At 57.5% G+C, this 16,343-nt stretch carries 16 protein-coding genes; 6 read left to right on the top strand and 10 right to left on the bottom strand.

Annotation, left to right across the window (positions count from 1 at the left end):
- Positions 1 to 7 precede the first annotated feature (7 nt).
- The 3 genes from ARCT_RS0111050 to ARCT_RS0111040 form a co-directional block, all read right to left on the bottom strand.
- Positions 8 to 664, bottom strand: coding sequence for an amino acid ABC transporter permease (locus ARCT_RS0111050; protein ID WP_027240129.1), 657 nt, complete (start codon positions 662 to 664; stop codon positions 8 to 10).
- 18 nt (positions 665 to 682) lie between these two features.
- Positions 683 to 1,330 (bottom strand): amino acid ABC transporter permease, encoded by a 648-nt coding sequence (locus ARCT_RS0111045; RefSeq protein ID WP_027240128.1) that lies wholly within the window; start codon positions 1,328 to 1,330, stop codon positions 683 to 685.
- 125 nt (positions 1,331 to 1,455) lie between these two features.
- Entirely contained in the window at positions 1,456 to 2,238 is a 783-nt protein-coding gene (locus ARCT_RS0111040) for a transporter substrate-binding domain-containing protein (RefSeq protein WP_027240127.1), read from the bottom strand.
- 256 nt (positions 2,239 to 2,494) lie between these two features.
- Here ARCT_RS0111040 and asd point away from each other — a divergent pair, with 256 nt between their 5' ends.
- Positions 2,495 to 3,388, top strand: a complete 894-nt coding sequence (asd, locus tag ARCT_RS0111035; RefSeq protein WP_027240126.1) for an archaetidylserine decarboxylase — start codon at positions 2,495 to 2,497, stop codon at positions 3,386 to 3,388.
- A gap of 17 nt (positions 3,389 to 3,405) precedes the next feature.
- Here asd and ARCT_RS0111030 read toward each other — a convergent pair whose 3' ends face one another.
- Entirely contained in the window at positions 3,406 to 3,828 is a 423-nt protein-coding gene (locus tag ARCT_RS0111030) for a PaaI family thioesterase (RefSeq protein WP_027240125.1), read from the bottom strand.
- A gap of 58 nt (positions 3,829 to 3,886) precedes the next feature.
- Here ARCT_RS0111030 and ARCT_RS0111025 point away from each other — a divergent pair, with 58 nt between their 5' ends.
- From ARCT_RS0111025 to gluQRS, 3 genes are all read left to right on the top strand, one after another.
- Positions 3,887 to 4,669 carry an enoyl-CoA hydratase gene (locus ARCT_RS0111025; RefSeq protein ID WP_027240124.1) on the top strand — a complete coding sequence of 261 codons (783 nt, stop codon included), beginning with the start codon at positions 3,887 to 3,889 and terminating at the stop codon, positions 4,667 to 4,669.
- A gap of 476 nt (positions 4,670 to 5,145) precedes the next feature.
- The gene (gene trmFO, locus ARCT_RS0111020) at positions 5,146 to 6,489 is read left to right on the top strand and encodes a methylenetetrahydrofolate--tRNA-(uracil(54)-C(5))-methyltransferase (FADH(2)-oxidizing) TrmFO (protein ID WP_027240123.1); all 1,344 of its coding nucleotides are present in this window, start codon (positions 5,146 to 5,148) and stop codon (positions 6,487 to 6,489) included.
- A gap of 23 nt (positions 6,490 to 6,512) precedes the next feature.
- Entirely contained in the window at positions 6,513 to 7,448 is a 936-nt protein-coding gene (gene gluQRS, locus ARCT_RS0111015) for a tRNA glutamyl-Q(34) synthetase GluQRS (protein ID WP_240476304.1), read from the top strand.
- Positions 7,449 to 7,532: 84 nt separating this feature from the next.
- Here gluQRS and hisI read toward each other — a convergent pair whose 3' ends face one another.
- Positions 7,533 to 7,910: a phosphoribosyl-AMP cyclohydrolase gene (gene hisI, locus ARCT_RS0111010; RefSeq protein WP_027240121.1), complete on the bottom strand. Its 378-nt coding sequence runs from the start codon at positions 7,908 to 7,910 to the stop codon at positions 7,533 to 7,535.
- Positions 7,911 to 7,969: 59 nt separating this feature from the next.
- On the opposite strand from hisI, the gene ARCT_RS0111005 reads away from it, so the two are divergent.
- Entirely contained in the window at positions 7,970 to 8,422 is a 453-nt protein-coding gene (locus ARCT_RS0111005; RefSeq protein WP_027240120.1) for an iron-sulfur cluster assembly scaffold protein, read from the top strand.
- A gap of 79 nt (positions 8,423 to 8,501) precedes the next feature.
- On the top strand, positions 8,502 to 9,938 hold the full coding sequence (locus ARCT_RS0111000; protein ID WP_240476303.1) for a methyl-accepting chemotaxis protein: 1,437 nt from the start codon (positions 8,502 to 8,504) through the stop codon (positions 9,936 to 9,938).
- 260 nt (positions 9,939 to 10,198) lie between these two features.
- Here ARCT_RS0111000 and ARCT_RS28800 read toward each other — a convergent pair whose 3' ends face one another.
- The 5 genes from ARCT_RS28800 to sciP form a co-directional block, all read right to left on the bottom strand.
- Complete coding sequence (locus ARCT_RS28800) at positions 10,199 to 10,321, bottom strand: hypothetical protein (protein ID WP_276202244.1); 123 nt, start codon at positions 10,319 to 10,321, stop codon at positions 10,199 to 10,201.
- A gap of 168 nt (positions 10,322 to 10,489) precedes the next feature.
- Positions 10,490 to 12,580 (bottom strand): ATP-dependent DNA helicase RecG, encoded by a 2,091-nt coding sequence (recG, locus tag ARCT_RS0110990; RefSeq protein WP_027240118.1) that lies wholly within the window; start codon positions 12,578 to 12,580, stop codon positions 10,490 to 10,492.
- A complete protein-coding gene (ligA, locus tag ARCT_RS0110985; protein WP_027240117.1) occupies positions 12,577 to 14,835 on the bottom strand; it encodes an NAD-dependent DNA ligase LigA in 2,259 nt (752 codons plus the stop codon). Before ligA ends, recG begins: the two co-directional genes overlap by 4 nt.
- A gap of 283 nt (positions 14,836 to 15,118) precedes the next feature.
- The gene (gene ctrA, locus ARCT_RS0110980; protein ID WP_027240116.1) at positions 15,119 to 15,838 is read right to left on the bottom strand and encodes a response regulator transcription factor CtrA; all 720 of its coding nucleotides are present in this window, start codon (positions 15,836 to 15,838) and stop codon (positions 15,119 to 15,121) included.
- A 125-nt stretch (positions 15,839 to 15,963) separates the two neighbouring features.
- Positions 15,964 to 16,242, bottom strand: a complete 279-nt coding sequence (gene sciP, locus ARCT_RS0110975; RefSeq protein ID WP_027240115.1) for a CtrA inhibitor SciP — start codon at positions 16,240 to 16,242, stop codon at positions 15,964 to 15,966.
- Positions 16,243 to 16,343 lie beyond the last annotated feature (101 nt).

Genomic DNA, 16,343 nt, shown 5'->3' with positions numbered 1-16,343 from the left:
TGCCGGTTCATTTCGAGGCCTGAATGCGGCGTTCCACGCGGCGCAAGACGGCCTCCATGCCGAGGTTGATAATATAGTAGATTGCCGCCACCAGGACGTAGAATTCAAAGGGCCGATAGGTGCTGCCAATGGCGCGTTGCGCAGACAGGGTCAGCTCAGAGACACCAATCACCGAGACCAGGGCGGAATCCTTCAAAAGCGCGATCATATTGTTGCCAATCGGCGGGATCACGTCGCGCACGGCCTGCGGCACCACCACCTTGCGCAGCGCCTGCATCCGCGACAGGCCCAGGGTGCGGGCGGCCTCGACCTGGCCTTTGTCGACGGCCAGAATGCTGGTTTGAAACAGTTCCGAGTTATAGACGGCAAAATGCAGCCCCAGGCCAATCACCCCGGCAACAAAGGCCGGTACGTCTACGCCAACCTGCACCAGGCCAAAGTAGATCAGGAACAACTGCAACAACAGCGGCGTGCCCAGAAACAGGAAGGAAAAGACCCGAAAGGGCCAACGCACCACTGCAGGGGCATAGAGCGCGACCACAGCCAGAAAAATGCCGCCGAAAAAGCTGACAACCGCAGCCCCCACGGTAATGGCAATGGTCCAGAGCGCCCCCAGGAGGACGATGTCGAGGTATTTTGGAATGACGCTAAAATCGAGTCCCATGCGGTTTCCTTTCCCCGATCAATTCAGGCGGGCTTTGCGGTCGGCCCAGGTCACGGCCAGCCCGACAACATAGATGATGATCATGTACAAAAGGCCTGCAATCAGGAACATCTCGAAGGGTTTGTAGGTAGAGCCAATGTAGCGCTGCGCTGTATAGGTCAGCTCAACCACCGAAATCGCGGCGACCAGCGCGGTGCTTTTGATCAGCGTGTTGAGATTCACCCCCAGCGGGCGGATCATCAGGCGCATGGCCTGCGGCAGGATCACATTGCGCATCGCCTGCCATTTGCTCATGCCCAGGGTCCGGGCGGCCTCGCCCTGGCCTTTGTCAACCGAGATAATGGCGCCACGCATGGTCTCGGTCATATAGGCGCCGACATTGACCCCCAAACCAATAACACCGGCCTCAAAAGCATCCAGCTGGATACCGATCTGCGGACCGCCAAAATAGAGGATAAACAGTTGGATCAGCGCCGGAGTACCGCGAAACACGCTGACATAAGCAGCCCCAAAAAACCGAAGCACCGGGAACCGCGACAGCCGGGCCGCAGTGCCAAGCATGGCGCAGGTCACCCCCAACAGGGCGGTCAGCACCGACAGCAGTATGGTTATCCAGGCCGCCTCCAGAAAGAAGGGAAAGACCCGTTGCATCAAGGCATAGTCCACTGTCGTCTGTCTCCTCAAACCGCGCTTATGTCTTTGCTGCCCTGCGTAACAGCACGGCAGTCGCGCATAGCACGGCCCCGATGGTGATCAAAAGAGACAACCAAACGGGGCCGCGTCTTTAGGGGTTAGCGAATGTCGCCGCCAACCCATTTATTGGCGATTTCAAGATAGGTGCCATCTTCCATCATCGCATCCAGCGCGCCCTGCATGGCGGCGGCCAGCTCTGGGTTGCCCTTGCGGATGGCGATACCGGCGCCAAATTCTTCGGTCTCAAAATCTGTGATCATGACATAGTCCTGACCAGTTTCCTTCATCGCCAGGATGGCAGCAATCGAGTCATTGACGATGACGTCAACACGGCCATGTTCCAGCTCAAGCAGCAGCTCGGGCAGGCCCTTGTAGGTGCGCACGTCATAGCCCATTTCGCGGGCCCAGGCCTCATGGGTTTCGCCCAGCGTCAGGCCAACCTTGGCGTCGCCCAGTTCAGCAGCCGAGCTGATGCCCCCCGGCTTGGCAAAGATAGCGCGTTTGGTGGTGTAATAGGGGCCAACAAAATCAACCACTTGCTGACGTTCCTCGGTGATCGACATGGATCCGACGATGGCGTCATATTTATTGGCCAGCAAACCGCCGATGATGCCGTCCCAGGCGGTGGTGACGATTTCAACTTCGACTCCCATGCGTTTGGCGATCTCGGCACCAACGGCCGGATCAAAACCGACAACCTCGTTGCTGTCGTTGACAAAGTTAAAGGGAGGGTAAGCGCCGCTCATGGCGATGCGGATTACTCCGTCTTCCTTAATTTTATCAAGCTCTTCTGCCATTGCAAAGCTGGCAGTGGTGAAGCTGGCAGCCAGGGCAAAACCTGCAGCCAATGTGGTTTTTAAAAGCGTTCTACGCGATGTCATGTGTCACTCCTTTGTCGGTTCTGAATTGCTCTCTCAGGGCGTAACGGCGCAGGCCTGTGCCCCTTGGCATCTGTGCGGTGACGCTTGCACAGCTTACCCTCATTGGACAAACAGATAACGGGAATGATTATTATAGTTAAAAACTATAACCAATCCATCCCTGCCCTTTTTGACGGCGCCGCCCTGCCAGCCCCTCTTGGCGCTTGCGCCCGCTTCTGCTAGGCGGCGAGGACCAAGGCACAGCAAGGCGGATCACATGCAGAACACCCCAATTCAAGTGGTCGACCGGGACAGCGGCAGGGTATTTGACGAAGTCATCCTGGGCGAAAAATGGATCCGCTGGGCCTATCAGGATGCCAGTTCCAGCCTGATAGAGCGCCTGTTGTTTCGCAGCTCCCTAATAAGCCGCTTGTTTGGTCTGTGGTATGACAGCCCGCTGTCGCGCGGCAAAATCGCCTCGGTCATTGAAGAGCTCTCCATCGACATGGAGGAAGCGGTGCGACCCGCGCAGGCCTACAGCTCGTTCAACGATTTCTTTGCCCGCCACCTCAAGCCCGAAGCGCGCCCCTATTCCGATGACCCGCGCGAGATTGTCGCCCCGGCGGATGGACGGGTTCTGGTCTTTCCCAAACTGGACAAAGATGTCTTTGTCCCGGTCAAAGGCCATCCGATGTCGATCACATCAATGCTGCCAGGTCTGTCAGAGCAGTTTCTGGGCGGGGCGCTGGCCATCGTGCGTCTCTGCCCTGCGGACTACCACCGCTATCATTTCCCCGCCTCTGGCCAGATTGAAACCACCCAAGAGATTGCCGGAGCGCTGCATTCGGTAAACCCTATTGCCCTGGGCGCTGGCCCGGATGTTTTTGGGGAAAACAAGCGCTGCAACACCTTGATAAAAAACGATAAGATTGACACCTATTGCTTTAGCGAAATTGGCGCCTTTGGGGTGGGATCAATCATCAACACCCTGGCCTCCGGCCCCGTCAACAAGATGCAGGAAAAGGGCTATTTCAAGTTCGGTGGCTCCACTGTTGTGGTGGTCTTTCAGCCCGGCCGGGTCAGCTTTAGCCCTGATCTGGTAGAAAACAGCGCCAAAGGCCGGGAAACCCTGGTCAAGGTTGGCCAGCCGCTGGCAACTGCGATCCTGTAACGCTCAAGCTTCACTGCTCAGCGCTCTGGTGGGATCGAATAGGTCATGGTGGACCGCGCCACCATCTTATCCGATCCTGCAGAGAACATATGAACATCCCCTACCGCCAGGCTGCGCCCCAGTTTCAGCAACTGGCCTTTGGCAATAATATCTAGCCCCGCCTCGGGCTTGCGCATAAAATCAAGCGAGCAATTGGTGGTCACCGCCAGCGCCTTGCGGCCCAGACGCGACAGCACCAGCGCATAGACAGTGACATCGGCCAGCGCAAACATCGACGGGCCAGACACCGTGCCACCAGGGCGCAGATGGCGTTCTGCCACTTTCAGCCGCATGGTAATCCCCTCCCAGGACAGTGCGTCGATCGCAAAATCATCTGCGACCTGCGGAAAGATCTCTGCCATATAGGCTTCCAACTCTCTCGCCTCAAATGCCAAACCCATGCTTTTCCTCTCCCTCTTTGCGCCCTAGAGTTCACCCGGAACCTAGGAGGAGAGCAAGATGGCAATTCTGGAACGTCACGACAAAAATGCAGTGGCCCATTTACAGATGAATGCACCCGAGCGCCTGAATGCGCTTTCGGATGAAATGCTGGCGGCGCTGCAGGCGCAGATTGATGCCCTGAAAGACGACACCAGCATCAAGGCCGTGATCCTGTCTGGTATCGGCAAAGCCTTTTGTGCCGGCCATGATATTCGCCAGATGACCGCTGGGCGCGCAGCAGAGGACAAGGGACAGTCCTATTTTGAGGGGCTTTTTGCCCGCTGCACCTCGGTGATGCTGGGGCTGCAAAACCTGCCGCAGCCGGTCATCGCCCAGGTCCATGGCATTGCCACAGCAGCGGGCTGCCAACTGGTTGCCTCCTGTGATCTGGCGGTTGCAACTGACGATTGCCGCTTTGGCGTCAATGGCGTCAACATCGGGTTGTTTTGTTCTACCCCCATGGTCGCCCTATCCCGCAATATCCCCCGTAAACACGCCTTTGAACTGCTCACCACCGGCGAATTCATGTCAGCCCCCCGCGCTGCTGAGCTGGGGCTGATCAACCGCGCCGTCCCAGCCGAGCAGCTGGAGGCCGAGACCCGTGCCCTGGCGGATAAGATCGCCGCAAAACTTGGCGCCGCCGTCAAAGTCGGCAAAGAGGCCTACTACCAACAACTGCAGATGCCGATTGAAGAGGCCTACGCCTATACCAGCAAGGTCATTGTCACCAATCTGATGCAACCCGATACCATTGAGGGCATGCAGGCCTTTATCGAAAAACGCAGCCCCGATTGGAAATAGAGACAATTTTTCTGAAAATTTTAGTCTTTGTTTACCATTCAGGATTTATTGTTTCTATATCGGGCCTTTTAATCGGGGCAAGATAATGGCAAAGATTGGGCACGGGGTATGACACAGGTTCTGCCCCGGACACAATTTGGGCCGCTGTAGCGGAAGGTCCCTCCAACCGGGAATCTCTCTCCCCGGGCGACATTCCCGCTCAGCGGCCCCAAATACCCCCTCTCCCAAAGATCTCGCGCCTATACTTTGGACTATTTCCCCCCAAGCCTTGTCGTTTGGTGCAGAAAGCCGAAACAATGGCTCACCTCTGGACTGACTGTTTCCCCTCCGAAAAACTCATGCCATTTGCCCCAGACAGGGCGCTGGAAACCTGCCTCTCCCTTCTTTGCCCCATTGTGCCTGATTGTGCCCCTTTGCTGCCACATTTGGGCCTGCGCAATATTGCTTAAGGGCGCGCACTGCCCTATTTGCTCCACATGACAGAGACATTACATATCGTGGGCGGCGGCATGGCCGGGTCCGAGGCAGCCTGGCAGGCTGCGAACATGGGCGTCAAAGTGGTGATCCACGAGATGCGGCCCAAAGTGGAAACCTTTGCCCATCAGACCGGCAATCTGGGCGAAATGGTCTGCTCCAATTCCTTCCGCTCGGATGACGATGAGCAAAACGCCGTGGGCCTGCTGCATTGGGAAATGCGCGCCGCAAATGGCGTGATCATGGCCACAGCCGAGGAACACCGCCTGCCCGCCGGTGGTGCATTGGCGGTTGATCGCGAACCCTTTGCCGAAACGGTGACAGCCAAGCTGAAATCCCATCCCAATATCGCGGTCTCCTACGAGGAAATCACCGCCCTGCCCGAGGACGGCCACTGGATCTTTGCCACCGGGCCTTTGACCTCCGGCAACCTTGGCCAGGCCATCCAGGCCGAAACCGGCGCCGAGGCCCTTGCTTTCTTTGATGCCATCGCGCCAATCATCTATGCAGACAGCATTGATATGTCACAGGCCTGGATGCAGTCCCGCTATGACAAGGGCGAGACAGAGGCAGAGCGCACCGCCTATCTCAACTGCCCGATGACCAAAGACCAATATGAGGCCTTTATCGACGCGCTGCTCTCCGCTGATAAGACCGAATTCCACGAGGGTGAAACCGCCGGCTATTTTGATGGCTGCCTGCCGATCGAGGTCATGGCGGAGCGCGGCCGCGAGACCCTGCGCTTTGGCCCGATGAAACCCGTTGGCCTGACCAATCCACATCAGCCGGATGTCAAAGCCCATGCCGTGGTACAGCTGCGCCGCGACAACGCGCTTGGCACCCTGTTCAATATCGTCGGCTTCCAGACCAAGATGAAATATGGCGCCCAAACCGAGGTGCTGCGGATGATTCCCGGTCTGGAAGAAGCCAATTTTGCCCGGCTTGGCGGCATCCACCGCAATACCTTCCTCAACTCTCCGACCCTGCTCGATGCCCAGATGCGGCTGAAATCCAAACCCCACCTGCGCTTTGCCGGCCAGATCACCGGGGTCGAGGGCTATGTGGAAAGTGCGGCCATGGGTCTGCTGGCCGGTCGCATGGCCGCCGCCGAGATCCTCGGCCTTGAGCTGCCAGAAGTACCACAAGACAGTGCCATGGGCGCGCTGATCCATCACATCACCGGCGGTGCCGAGGCCAAGACCTTTCAGCCGATGAATGTGAACTTTGGCCTGTTCCAACCGGTCGAGGGCCTGAAAGGGGGGCGCCGTGGTCGCAAGGACCGCTACAAGGCCTATACGGATCGCGCCAAAGCGGCCTGGACCACCTGGCTGGAAAACTTCGCCTGAACACCTTTGCCTGAACAAACCCAATGGGGGCAGATCCCGTGACCTTCATCACCCGCTTTGCCCCCTCGCCCACTGGCCCCTTGCACCTGGGCCACGCCTACTCCGCCCTACTGGCCCATGACATGGCCATGGCTGAGGGGGGCAAATTTCTGCTACGGATCGAAGACATTGACCAATCTCGTGCACGCCCCCAGTGGGAAGCACAGATCTATGAAGATCTGGAATGGCTTGGATTGTGGTGGCCCAAACCGGTAATGCGCCAGTCAGAGCGCCAGTCAATCTACGATGAGGCTCTGGATCGTCTGTGGCAGTTGGGTCTCCTCTACCCCTGCACCTGCAATCGTAAAGACATCGCCGCCGCAGCTGCCGCCCCGCAGGAAGGTTCGCCTCTGCTGGGGCCAGACGGGGTAATCTACCCCGGAACATGCCGGGGGCCATGGGAACAGGTCTTTTCTGATCAGCACCAACGCCCTCAAAATGTTCCCCTTAGGCTCGATATGGAAAAAGCGATCGGCATGGTGCCCGGCCTGTTTCAGAATCGCATAGTGCCCGGAAAGTCTTTTGCTAGCTTTGGCAGTTTTCTGGAGACTGGAAACGGATCGAATGGCGAACGGGGTCTCGTTGAATTCACCCCAGATAACATGGTTAAGACTATCGGCGACGTTGTTCTTTCCAGGCGCGGCATGGGAACCTCATACCATCTATCAGTGGTGTTGGACGATGCGGCCCAGGGCGTGAACCACGTCATTCGGGGTCAGGATCTCTTTGAAGCAACGCGAATACATATATTGCTTCAGGCCCTGTTGAACCTTCCCCATCCAACCTATCACCACCACCGCCTGATCCGCGATGAGGCGGGCAAACGGCTCGCCAAACGCGATGATGCCCGTGCCATCGCCAAATACCGGCGCGACGGCGCCAGCCCCAAAGACATCCGCCAATTGGTGGGCCTGGACTAACCTCCAGCCCCTCTTTCATCTTGCCCCAAATACCTCCGCCGGAGACAGCGGCGCGCCAGCGCCGCCCTTTTCCCTTGGTGCGCCCTAGATCATCGGCGCCATCAACTCCTGTTCCGCGCCGTCACGAACAGCCGTGTAAAAACAGCTGCGCCGGTTGGTGTGACAGGCAGGCCCCACCTGATGCACCAGGGCCAACAGACAATCACGGTCGCAATCCAGGCGCAGGTCCACCAGGGTTTGCACATGGCCCGAACTTTCCCCCTTGACCCAAAAGGCCTGGCGTGAGCGCGACCAATAGGTCACCTTGCCGGTTTCCAGCGTTTTGGCAACGCTTTGCGCGTTCATCCAGGCCATCATCAGCACTTCACCGCTTTGCTCATCCTGGGCGATACAGGGGATCAACCCGGCAGCGTCATACTTCAGGCTATTGTGATCAAAGGACATTATAAAAACCTTTTGCATCTTGCATCTGCCTCCCTATGTATGGGGAAGAAACACCAAGGGAAAGCCCAAGGCAGCCAATGTCCAGCGAAACAGATCTGATCAAACTCTATTCGTCCCGCATTCTGGCGCTGGCCGCCGATATTCCATTTCTGGAGCGGTTGGAAAACCCCGATGCCACGGCCAAAAAGCGCGCGCCGCTTTGTGGATCAACCGTCACGGTTGACCTCAACATAGAAGACGGACGGATTGCCGAATTTGGTCAGGATGTCAAAGCCTGCGCTCTGGGTCAGGCCTCTGCCTCGGTTGTTGGACGAAACATAATTGGACGCTCTCTTGCCGAGGTGGAAACCGCGCGGGATGCGCTGAAAGCCATGCTAACCGACAACCAGCCAGCCCCCAAAGCCCCCTTTGCGGAACTGGAAGTCCTTATTCCGGCACGCGAATTCAAAAACCGCCACGCCTCGATCCTGCTCTGCCTTGAGGCCAGCCTGGACGCGTTTAAAGTCGCTTTGCAGAAAAACTGCGCTTAACCACACCTTTATTTTATTCAAATACGATGGGCCCGTTAATCTAACACGGGCCCAGAACATGCAGTCAAATGTCTCTCAAATGGCAACCAATGCCCCAGCGCCAGGTCCTGGTGCTGCGCTCATCGCCGGTCAGGATCATGCGGCTGACAATCCGCAACTCAATCACCTGACCCAGATCTCCTCGCAGCTTGGCTTTGAGATCGTGGATATTGCCGGTTTTCTGGACCTGATGGATCAAAAATCGCAGCGCCAACTAGCCGCTCTGCAGCAACTCACCCAAGAGGCTGATCAGGTTGTCACCTCAAATGGTCAGGTTCTTGATACCATCCAGACGGTATCGATCACCACCGAACAAACACTCCAGTCCGTTCAGGCCTCGGTGAAATTTGTGCGCGACAACAGCGGCCGCAGTCAGGAAGTCGCCGAATGGGTGAACGATCTGGAGCAACGCACGGATCAGATTGGCGATACCGTGGATGCGGTCCGCAAAAACAACGAGATGATCACCAATATTGCCGCGCAGGTGAACATCCTGGCCATCAACGCCAAGATCGAGGCCAGCCGGGCGGGGGATGCCGGGCGCGGATTTGCCGTGGTCGCGGAGGCGATCAATGATCTGTCCAAACGCACCCAGACGGCGGCGCGGGAGATTGGCAATAATATCGAAAACCTGTCCAACTGGGTGACGCTCCTGCACGATGAAACGGTCAAGGTTGCACGGTCCGCCGAAAAAATTCTGGGCCAGGCCAGAGAGACAGACAGCTCTCTGCAGAGCATTGAAGAAAAGGCCACCGAGGTAAACACACAGACCGCCCGGATCCTCAGCGAGGCGGCTCTGGTTAAAAACGCCGTGAGTAGTTTTGCGCCAAATATCAACCGCATAGGGAAATCCGTGAAGGAGACCACCACGGGCATTCATGACACCCATACCCGGGTTGAGAATTTGATTTCCTCTTCCGAACAGCTGGTACAGGGCACCGTCGCCCTGGGCGGCCAGTCCACCGACAAGAGGTTCATTTCTTATGTGACCGAGCTTAGTCACAAGGTCAGCGAGATTTTTGAAACGGCCTTGGCGGCCGGAAAAATCTCGTCAAATGCATTGTTCGACAAAAACTACCGGCTGATCCCAGGCACCAATCCAGAACAATACACCACAGGTTTTCTGGCCCTCACCGATGCCACGCTGCCGCCCCTGCTAGAGGCTGCCTTGGATTTTGATCCGCGCGTGGTTTTTTGTGCCGCGATTGACACCAACGGCTATCTACCAACCCACAATAAGGTCTTTTCCCATCCCCAAGGCCCCGATCCCGACTGGAACACTGCCAATTGCCGCAACCGACGGATCTTTGACGACCGTGTGGGGCTCAAAGCCGGGCGAAATTCTGAGCCATTCCTGATGCAGGTCTACCGCCGGGATATGGGGGGTGGGCATTTTGTCATGATGAAGGATCTGTCCGTGCCTGTCTTTGTCGGCACCCGGCACTGGGGCGGCCTGCGCATGGGGTTTAAATCCTAAGCGACCCCGGAAATCTGGTAAAAAGGCATCTGGAAAAAAAAGCCGCCACTCATCCGGGCAGATGGTGGCGGCAGGAGATGCGTCTTCATGCGGGGTTCAGGCACGCAAACCGGTTGTTAGGCGCAACCGGGCGGAAAGATCAGGCGGGGATCCAAAGGCATCGGGATGGATGCCAGCGCACATGACATAAAGACAGCAGGCAGAAATTAGATAGGGGTTCAGGGCCAGGTAAAAAGGTCTCCTCGATCACGACAGCGCGACTACATAAATCCCGGCAGGTGAAGGGCAACAACAAGCATAACAATCAGGGCAACAGCGCCAATAGCATCCTGTAGCAGGGTGGATTGGGCATTGTGCAGGGTTGTCTTCAGTTGGGTCATCATCAGATTTATCTCCACTACTCTCTGTCGGGGTCCAGGTTTTCACCGCGCCGCTCTTTGTCGGTCTTGTTGCCCTTTTGTTCTCACTTTACGCCCATCCTGTAAAGAACTTTTTGAGAACATTTGCGAACTTTTTTGGAACTTCAGAGTGGAGGTTTCGATAAATCCAGCCTAACCGACTGAAATTAAACGAATAGCCTGATCCTGCTTCATCAGCCAAAGGAGAACACGCGCGGCACGGCCTCGGGCGCTGTCCAGACCGGGATCCATCGCCAACAAAGACCGGGCATCGCTCTGCGCAACGGCCATCAAGGGCGCTTGGCGTTCAAGGTCGGCGATGTGAAAGCGCGGCAATCCAGATTGGGCGGTGCCAATCACATCGCCCGCGCCGCGCATCTGCAGATCCGTTTCAGAGATTTTGAAGCCATCTTCGCTCTCGCGCAGGACCTCCAACCGGCGCCGCCCGCCTTCGGACAGGGGCGGTTGATACATCAAAAGACAGGTTGATTCCGCGCTTCCACGTCCAACCCGCCCCCGCAGTTGGTGCAATTGCGCCAGCCCAAAAATCTCGGCGCGCTCAATCACCATGATCGAGGCATTGGGCACGTTCACCCCCACCTCAATCACGGTGGTTGCCACCAGAACCTTGGTCTCTCCCCGTTGGAAGGCCGCCATGGCCGCGTCTTTTTCGGCTGGGGGCATCTGGCCATGTACCAGACCGACAATGCCCTCGCCCAGAGTGGCGCGCAGATGTTTAAAGCGTTCTTCAGCGGCGATCAGGTCCATCACCTCGGACTCGCCCACCAGTGGACAGACCCAATAGCATTGGCGACCTTCGTCGATTGCCCGCTGCAGATGGTTCACCACCTCCTGCATGCGTTCGGTGCTCAACACCGCAGTTTTAACCGGTTTACGCCCGGGCGGTTTTTCATCCAGCACCGAGACATCCATATCGCCATATTGCGCCAGCGCCAGCGAGCGCGGGATTGGCGTGGCCGTCATCACCAGAACATCGGCACCTTTGCCCTTTTCCGCCAGCTCCATCCGTTGACGCACACCAAACCGGTGTTGTTCATCGACAATTGCCAGATGCAGCCGACGGAACACCACATCCTGTTGAAACACCGCATGGGTGCCAACCAGGATCTGGATATCGCCAGCTTTCAACGCCGCCAGCTTGGCACGCCGTTCAGCGCCCTTGTCGCGGCCGGTCAGCAGCTCAAGCACCACCCCGGCCTGTTCAGCAAGCGGCCGCAGCCCCGCATAGTGCTGCTGTGCAAGGATGCCGGTTGGTGCCATCATCACGCCCTGCCCACCGGCCTCAACCGCGACCAATAATGCCATAAAGGCCACCAGGGTTTTCCCTGATCCGACATCCCCTTGCAGCAATCTGTTCATCCGGCGGTCGCTCGCCATATCTGCCGATATTTCTGCGATGGCACGGGTCTGCGCCGCGGTCGGACGATAGGGCAGCGAGGCCAGCACCGGCCCTTGCAAGCGCCCTGTGGCCCGGCTGACGATGCCATGGGATTTACGTTCTGCCTGCCGTGCCAGGGCCAGTGTCAATTGATGGGCAAACAATTCATCATAGGCAAGCCGGGTTCGGGCTGGTGCCTCTGGCGACAGGTCACCCAGCCCCTGCGGATGATGGGCAGCAATCAGCGCCTCTTTCCAGGTGGGCCAGCCCTCGCGTTTGACCTGCTCAGCATCTATCCATTCGGCAAGCTCCGGCAGACGCTCCAAAGCGCTGAGCGCCGCCTTGGTCATGGTTTTCTGGGTTACCCCATGGGTCAGCGGATAGACCGGCTCATACTCTGGGATATCCTCGGCCTCGGCCAGGGGAACCATATGATCCGGGTGCACCATCTGGGCAACTCCGTCAAACAGTTCCACCTTGCCCGACACCAGACGCCGCGAACCTTCGGGGCATTGCGCCTCGAGGTACCGGCTGCGTCCGTGAAAGAATACCAGTTGAAATTCAATCTCTTGGTCGCTGACATTAATCCTATAGGCACCGCCGCGATTGCGCGCCGGCTGGTGGCTTCCCACCTCGACCTCCACCGTTGCAATGGCGGGCAGCTCCAGCCCCTTGATGCTGTCGCGCCGACGACGATCCAGTATCGAATGCGGCAGAGAAAAAGCCAGATCCCGCGGCGTTTCCACCCCGATCTGAGCCAGGCTCTGTGCCGTTTTTGGGCCAACCCCTTTAAGGGTTTCGGCTCCGGCAAAGAGCGGAAACAGGATTTCCGGGCGGCCACTCATGTGGCTGCAATCTCCGCCAACCAGCCATCCTCATCCAAGATACGAATGCCAAGCTCGCGCGCCTTTTTCTCCTTTGATCCAGCCCCCGGCCCGGCCACCAGGATATCGGTTTTCTTCGACACCGAGCCAGAGACCTTGGCCCCCAGAGATTCGGCGCGCGCCTTGGCCTCGTCGCGGGTCATCTTTTCCAGCTTGCCGGTAAAGACCACTGTCAGCCCCGCAACCGGGCTTGCCTGCGATGGCACTGCCGGGGCCGAGATGTTCAGATGAGCCACCAGATCATTGATCACTGCGCGCTCCTGGCTATTGGCCAGCGCGTCGGACAAAGACAGGCCAACTGTTGCGCCGATCCCGTCAATGCCAATCAAATCCACCCAGGCCTCCCGCGCTGACGCGGGCACCTGCAAATCTGCCAGTACCGCCTCGCGGGTTTCCTTGATCTTGGCGCGGCGGCCTTCGGTACTGGCCAGCTCCCGCTCCTGATCCTCAGCCTGATCCGCCGCACGATGGGCCAGCGCGGCCGCACGGGCCTCATCCACGGCCTTTGCCAGCTCCTCCCAGCTGCCAAAATGCAGCGCCAGATCCTTGGCTGCGACCTCCCCCACATGTCGAATGCCAAGCGCAAAGATCATGCGCCCGAGCGGAATATTGCGTTTTTCATTGATCGCAGCAAAAAGATTGGCAGCACTTTGATCGCCCCAACCTGGCCGGTTCTTCAGCTTTGCCAACTGGTCCGCGTCCCGATCTGCCAGGGTATAGATATCAACCGGCGTGCGGATCGCCAGATCTGCATCATTGTAGAACGCCTCCAGCTGCTTGGCCCCCAGACCTTCGATGTCAAAGGCTTTGCGGGACACAAAATGCTTTAGTTTTTCAATGGCTTGCGCGGGACAAATAATGCCGCCCGTGCAGCGCCTGACCGCGTCGCCTTCTTCGCGCACCGCCTCGGAACCACATTCAGGGCAGCGGTCGGGAAAGGTAAATTCAATAGCGTCAGCGGGCCGTTTTGCAAGATCGACATCCGCCACCTTGGGGATCACATCCCCGGCACGGTAAATCTGTACCCAATCGCCAATGCGGATATCCTTGCCGCCCCGGATCACCGCACCTTTGGAATCCCGCCCCCGGATATAGTCCTCATTGTGCAGGGTGGCATTTGAGACCACCACGCCGCCCACTGTGACCGGAGCAAGACGAGCAACCGGGCTGAGCGCGCCGGTGCGCCCCACCTGAATGTCAATTGCCTCCAGCCAGGTCCAGGCCAGCTCAGCCGGGAATTTATGGGCGATCGCCCAACGTGGTGTCGTCGAGCGAAACCCAAGCCGATCCTGCAGCGCCAACTCGTTCACCTTGTAGACCACCCCGTCGATATCGTAGCCCAGCGTGGCGCGTTGTTCTTCGATCAAACGGTAATGCGCGATCAGATCAGCAACGGTATCGCAGGTCTTTGTCAGTGGGTTGGTCTGAAACCCAAGCTCGGCCAGGCGCTCGATTGCGCTGATTTGCGTATCCCCAAGGGGAGCAGAGAGTTCGCCCCAGCTATAGGCAAAGAAACGCAAAGGCCGGGCGCGGGTTATTTCGGCGTCCAGCTGCCGCAAAGACCCCGCCGCCGCATTGCGTGGATTGGCAAAGACCTTGCCGCCGCGCTCTGCGTGACGGGCGTTCAGTGCGGCAAAATCTTCGTGGCTCATATAGACTTCGCCACGCACCTCCAGCACATCCGGCGCGCCGGTCAGCTGTTGCGGGATATCCGAAATGGTGCGGGCATTGGCGGTGACATTCTCCCCCGTGGCGCCATCGCCCCGGGTCGCGGCCTGAATCAAAACGCCTTTTTCATAGCGAAGCGACAGGGATAGCCCGTCAATTTTGGGCTCGGCCGTAAAAGCCAGCGGTGCAGCGGGTTCCAGCCCCAGGTAGCTGCGAATGCTGCGGTCAAAATCCGCGACGTCCCCGTCCTCAAAGGCATTGCCCAGCGACAACATCCGCACCACGTGCTGGATCTTGCCAAAACCCGAGCTTGTCGGCGCGCCAACGACATCAAGCTGGGTCGCAATCTCTTTCAGCTGCGGGAAAGCCTCCGCGAGGTTCTGATAGCGTCTTTTGGCTGCGTCATAGGCGGCATCGCTCAGGATTGGCGCATCATTCTGGTGGTAGGCCTGGTCTGCGGCGATGAGCTGAGTTTGCAGCTGCAGAAACTCCGCCTCGGCCTGATCTGGCGAAAGCCCTGCGGGATCTTTTGTTTCGAACTGTTTCACGCGCTGTCCCCGTCGTCCTGGTTTGCCCTAGGTGATAAAACGCAGTTGGTCTCAGGTCCAGTGACCACAGCGCAAGAAAATGCCCCGGCAAAGGTCCTGATCCCAAGACAGCAAAAAACCCGCCGAGGCGGGTTCTTCTTCGCAATGCAAAAACAACTGCGTTAACCTGAATATCACTATACGGACATTTCAAAAAGACCGACACACGCAGACAGAGTTCACCACTGTGCCATTTCGACATGCCATTTCCGGGCTGTAACCGCCGCGATCAGAAATTGTCGCCTCAGGCCCCTACGGCCATGCGGTGACCACCGGACATCTGATCATCCTGCGGGTCCCGCAAAACATAGCCCCGGCCCCAAACTGTTTCGATATAATTGTCACCACCTGTTGCAGTGCTCAGCTTTTTGCGCAGTTTGCAGATAAAGACGTCGATGATTTTCAGCTCAGGTTCGTCCATGCCACCATAAAGATGGTTAAGGAACATCTCCTTGGTCAGAGTGGTCCCCTTACGCAGGCTAAGTAGTTCCAGCATCTGGTATTCCTTACCGGTGAGATGCACGGTCTTGCTGTCCACCTCCACGGTTTTGGCATCCAGGTTAACCGCAATCTTGCCGGTTTTGATGATGGACTGGGAGTGACCTTTGGAGCGGCGGATAATCGCGTGGATCCGGGCCACCAGCTCTTCGCGGTGGAATGGCTTGGTGAGGTAATCATCCGCGCCAAAGCCGAAGCCTTTGATTTTGTTGTCCGTATCGTCGGCGCCAGACAGGATTAGTATCGGCGTTTCGATACGGGCCATACGCAGCTGACGCAGGACTTCGTGACCATTCATATCTGGCAGGCCAAGATCCAGCAGGATCAGGTCGTAGTCATAAAGCTTCGCCAGATCGATCCCTTCCTCCCCCAGGTCCGTTGAATACACGTTGAGGTTGGCATGGGTCAGCATCAACTCGATGCTCTTTGCTGTCGTTGGATCGTCTTCGACCAGTAGAATGCGCATGTTGAAAGTCTCCGCCTGTAACTGTTTCCCTTAGGTTACGTTAACCCTGATCGAAAAAGGTTAATGGCCCGTTACTACAATCCTAAATTTTCAACTTTTACTCAAGTCTTCACTTGATAATGTCCTCAATGTTTACGGTACTCTTTTAGTCGGGTGGTCTTCAGGCCCTCTTCCCCATGGTCTGCGACGGCGGAAATCCAGCTGCGAAACTCCTCCTCGCTCAGCCCATATCGGCGCAGGGCTTCGGTCTGTGGGAGCAACCCATATAGCACGCCGCGCACAACTGCAGCTTTGCGGGAGGCCACCCATCGTCTGGTATTTTCCGGTGGCAAATCAGCTCGTGTCATCGTGCTGCCATCAGGCAACGTCACAGCGCGCGGACCCTCAACTTTCTTCAGGAACATGCCTCTACCCTTATTCGGTGCATCAGTATTTTGTTCAGCTGTAGTTTCTGCCCAGTCTACTTAAGGAGCCATGAACCTGCCCCCTTGAGAGTCTGTAGGAT

Source organism: Pseudophaeobacter arcticus DSM 23566 (assembly GCF_000473205.1).
Lineage (GTDB): Bacteria > Pseudomonadota > Alphaproteobacteria > Rhodobacterales > Rhodobacteraceae > Pseudophaeobacter > Pseudophaeobacter arcticus.
Note: the sequence above shows the minus strand (reverse complement) of the source record. Positions and strands in the feature narration are given on the sequence as shown.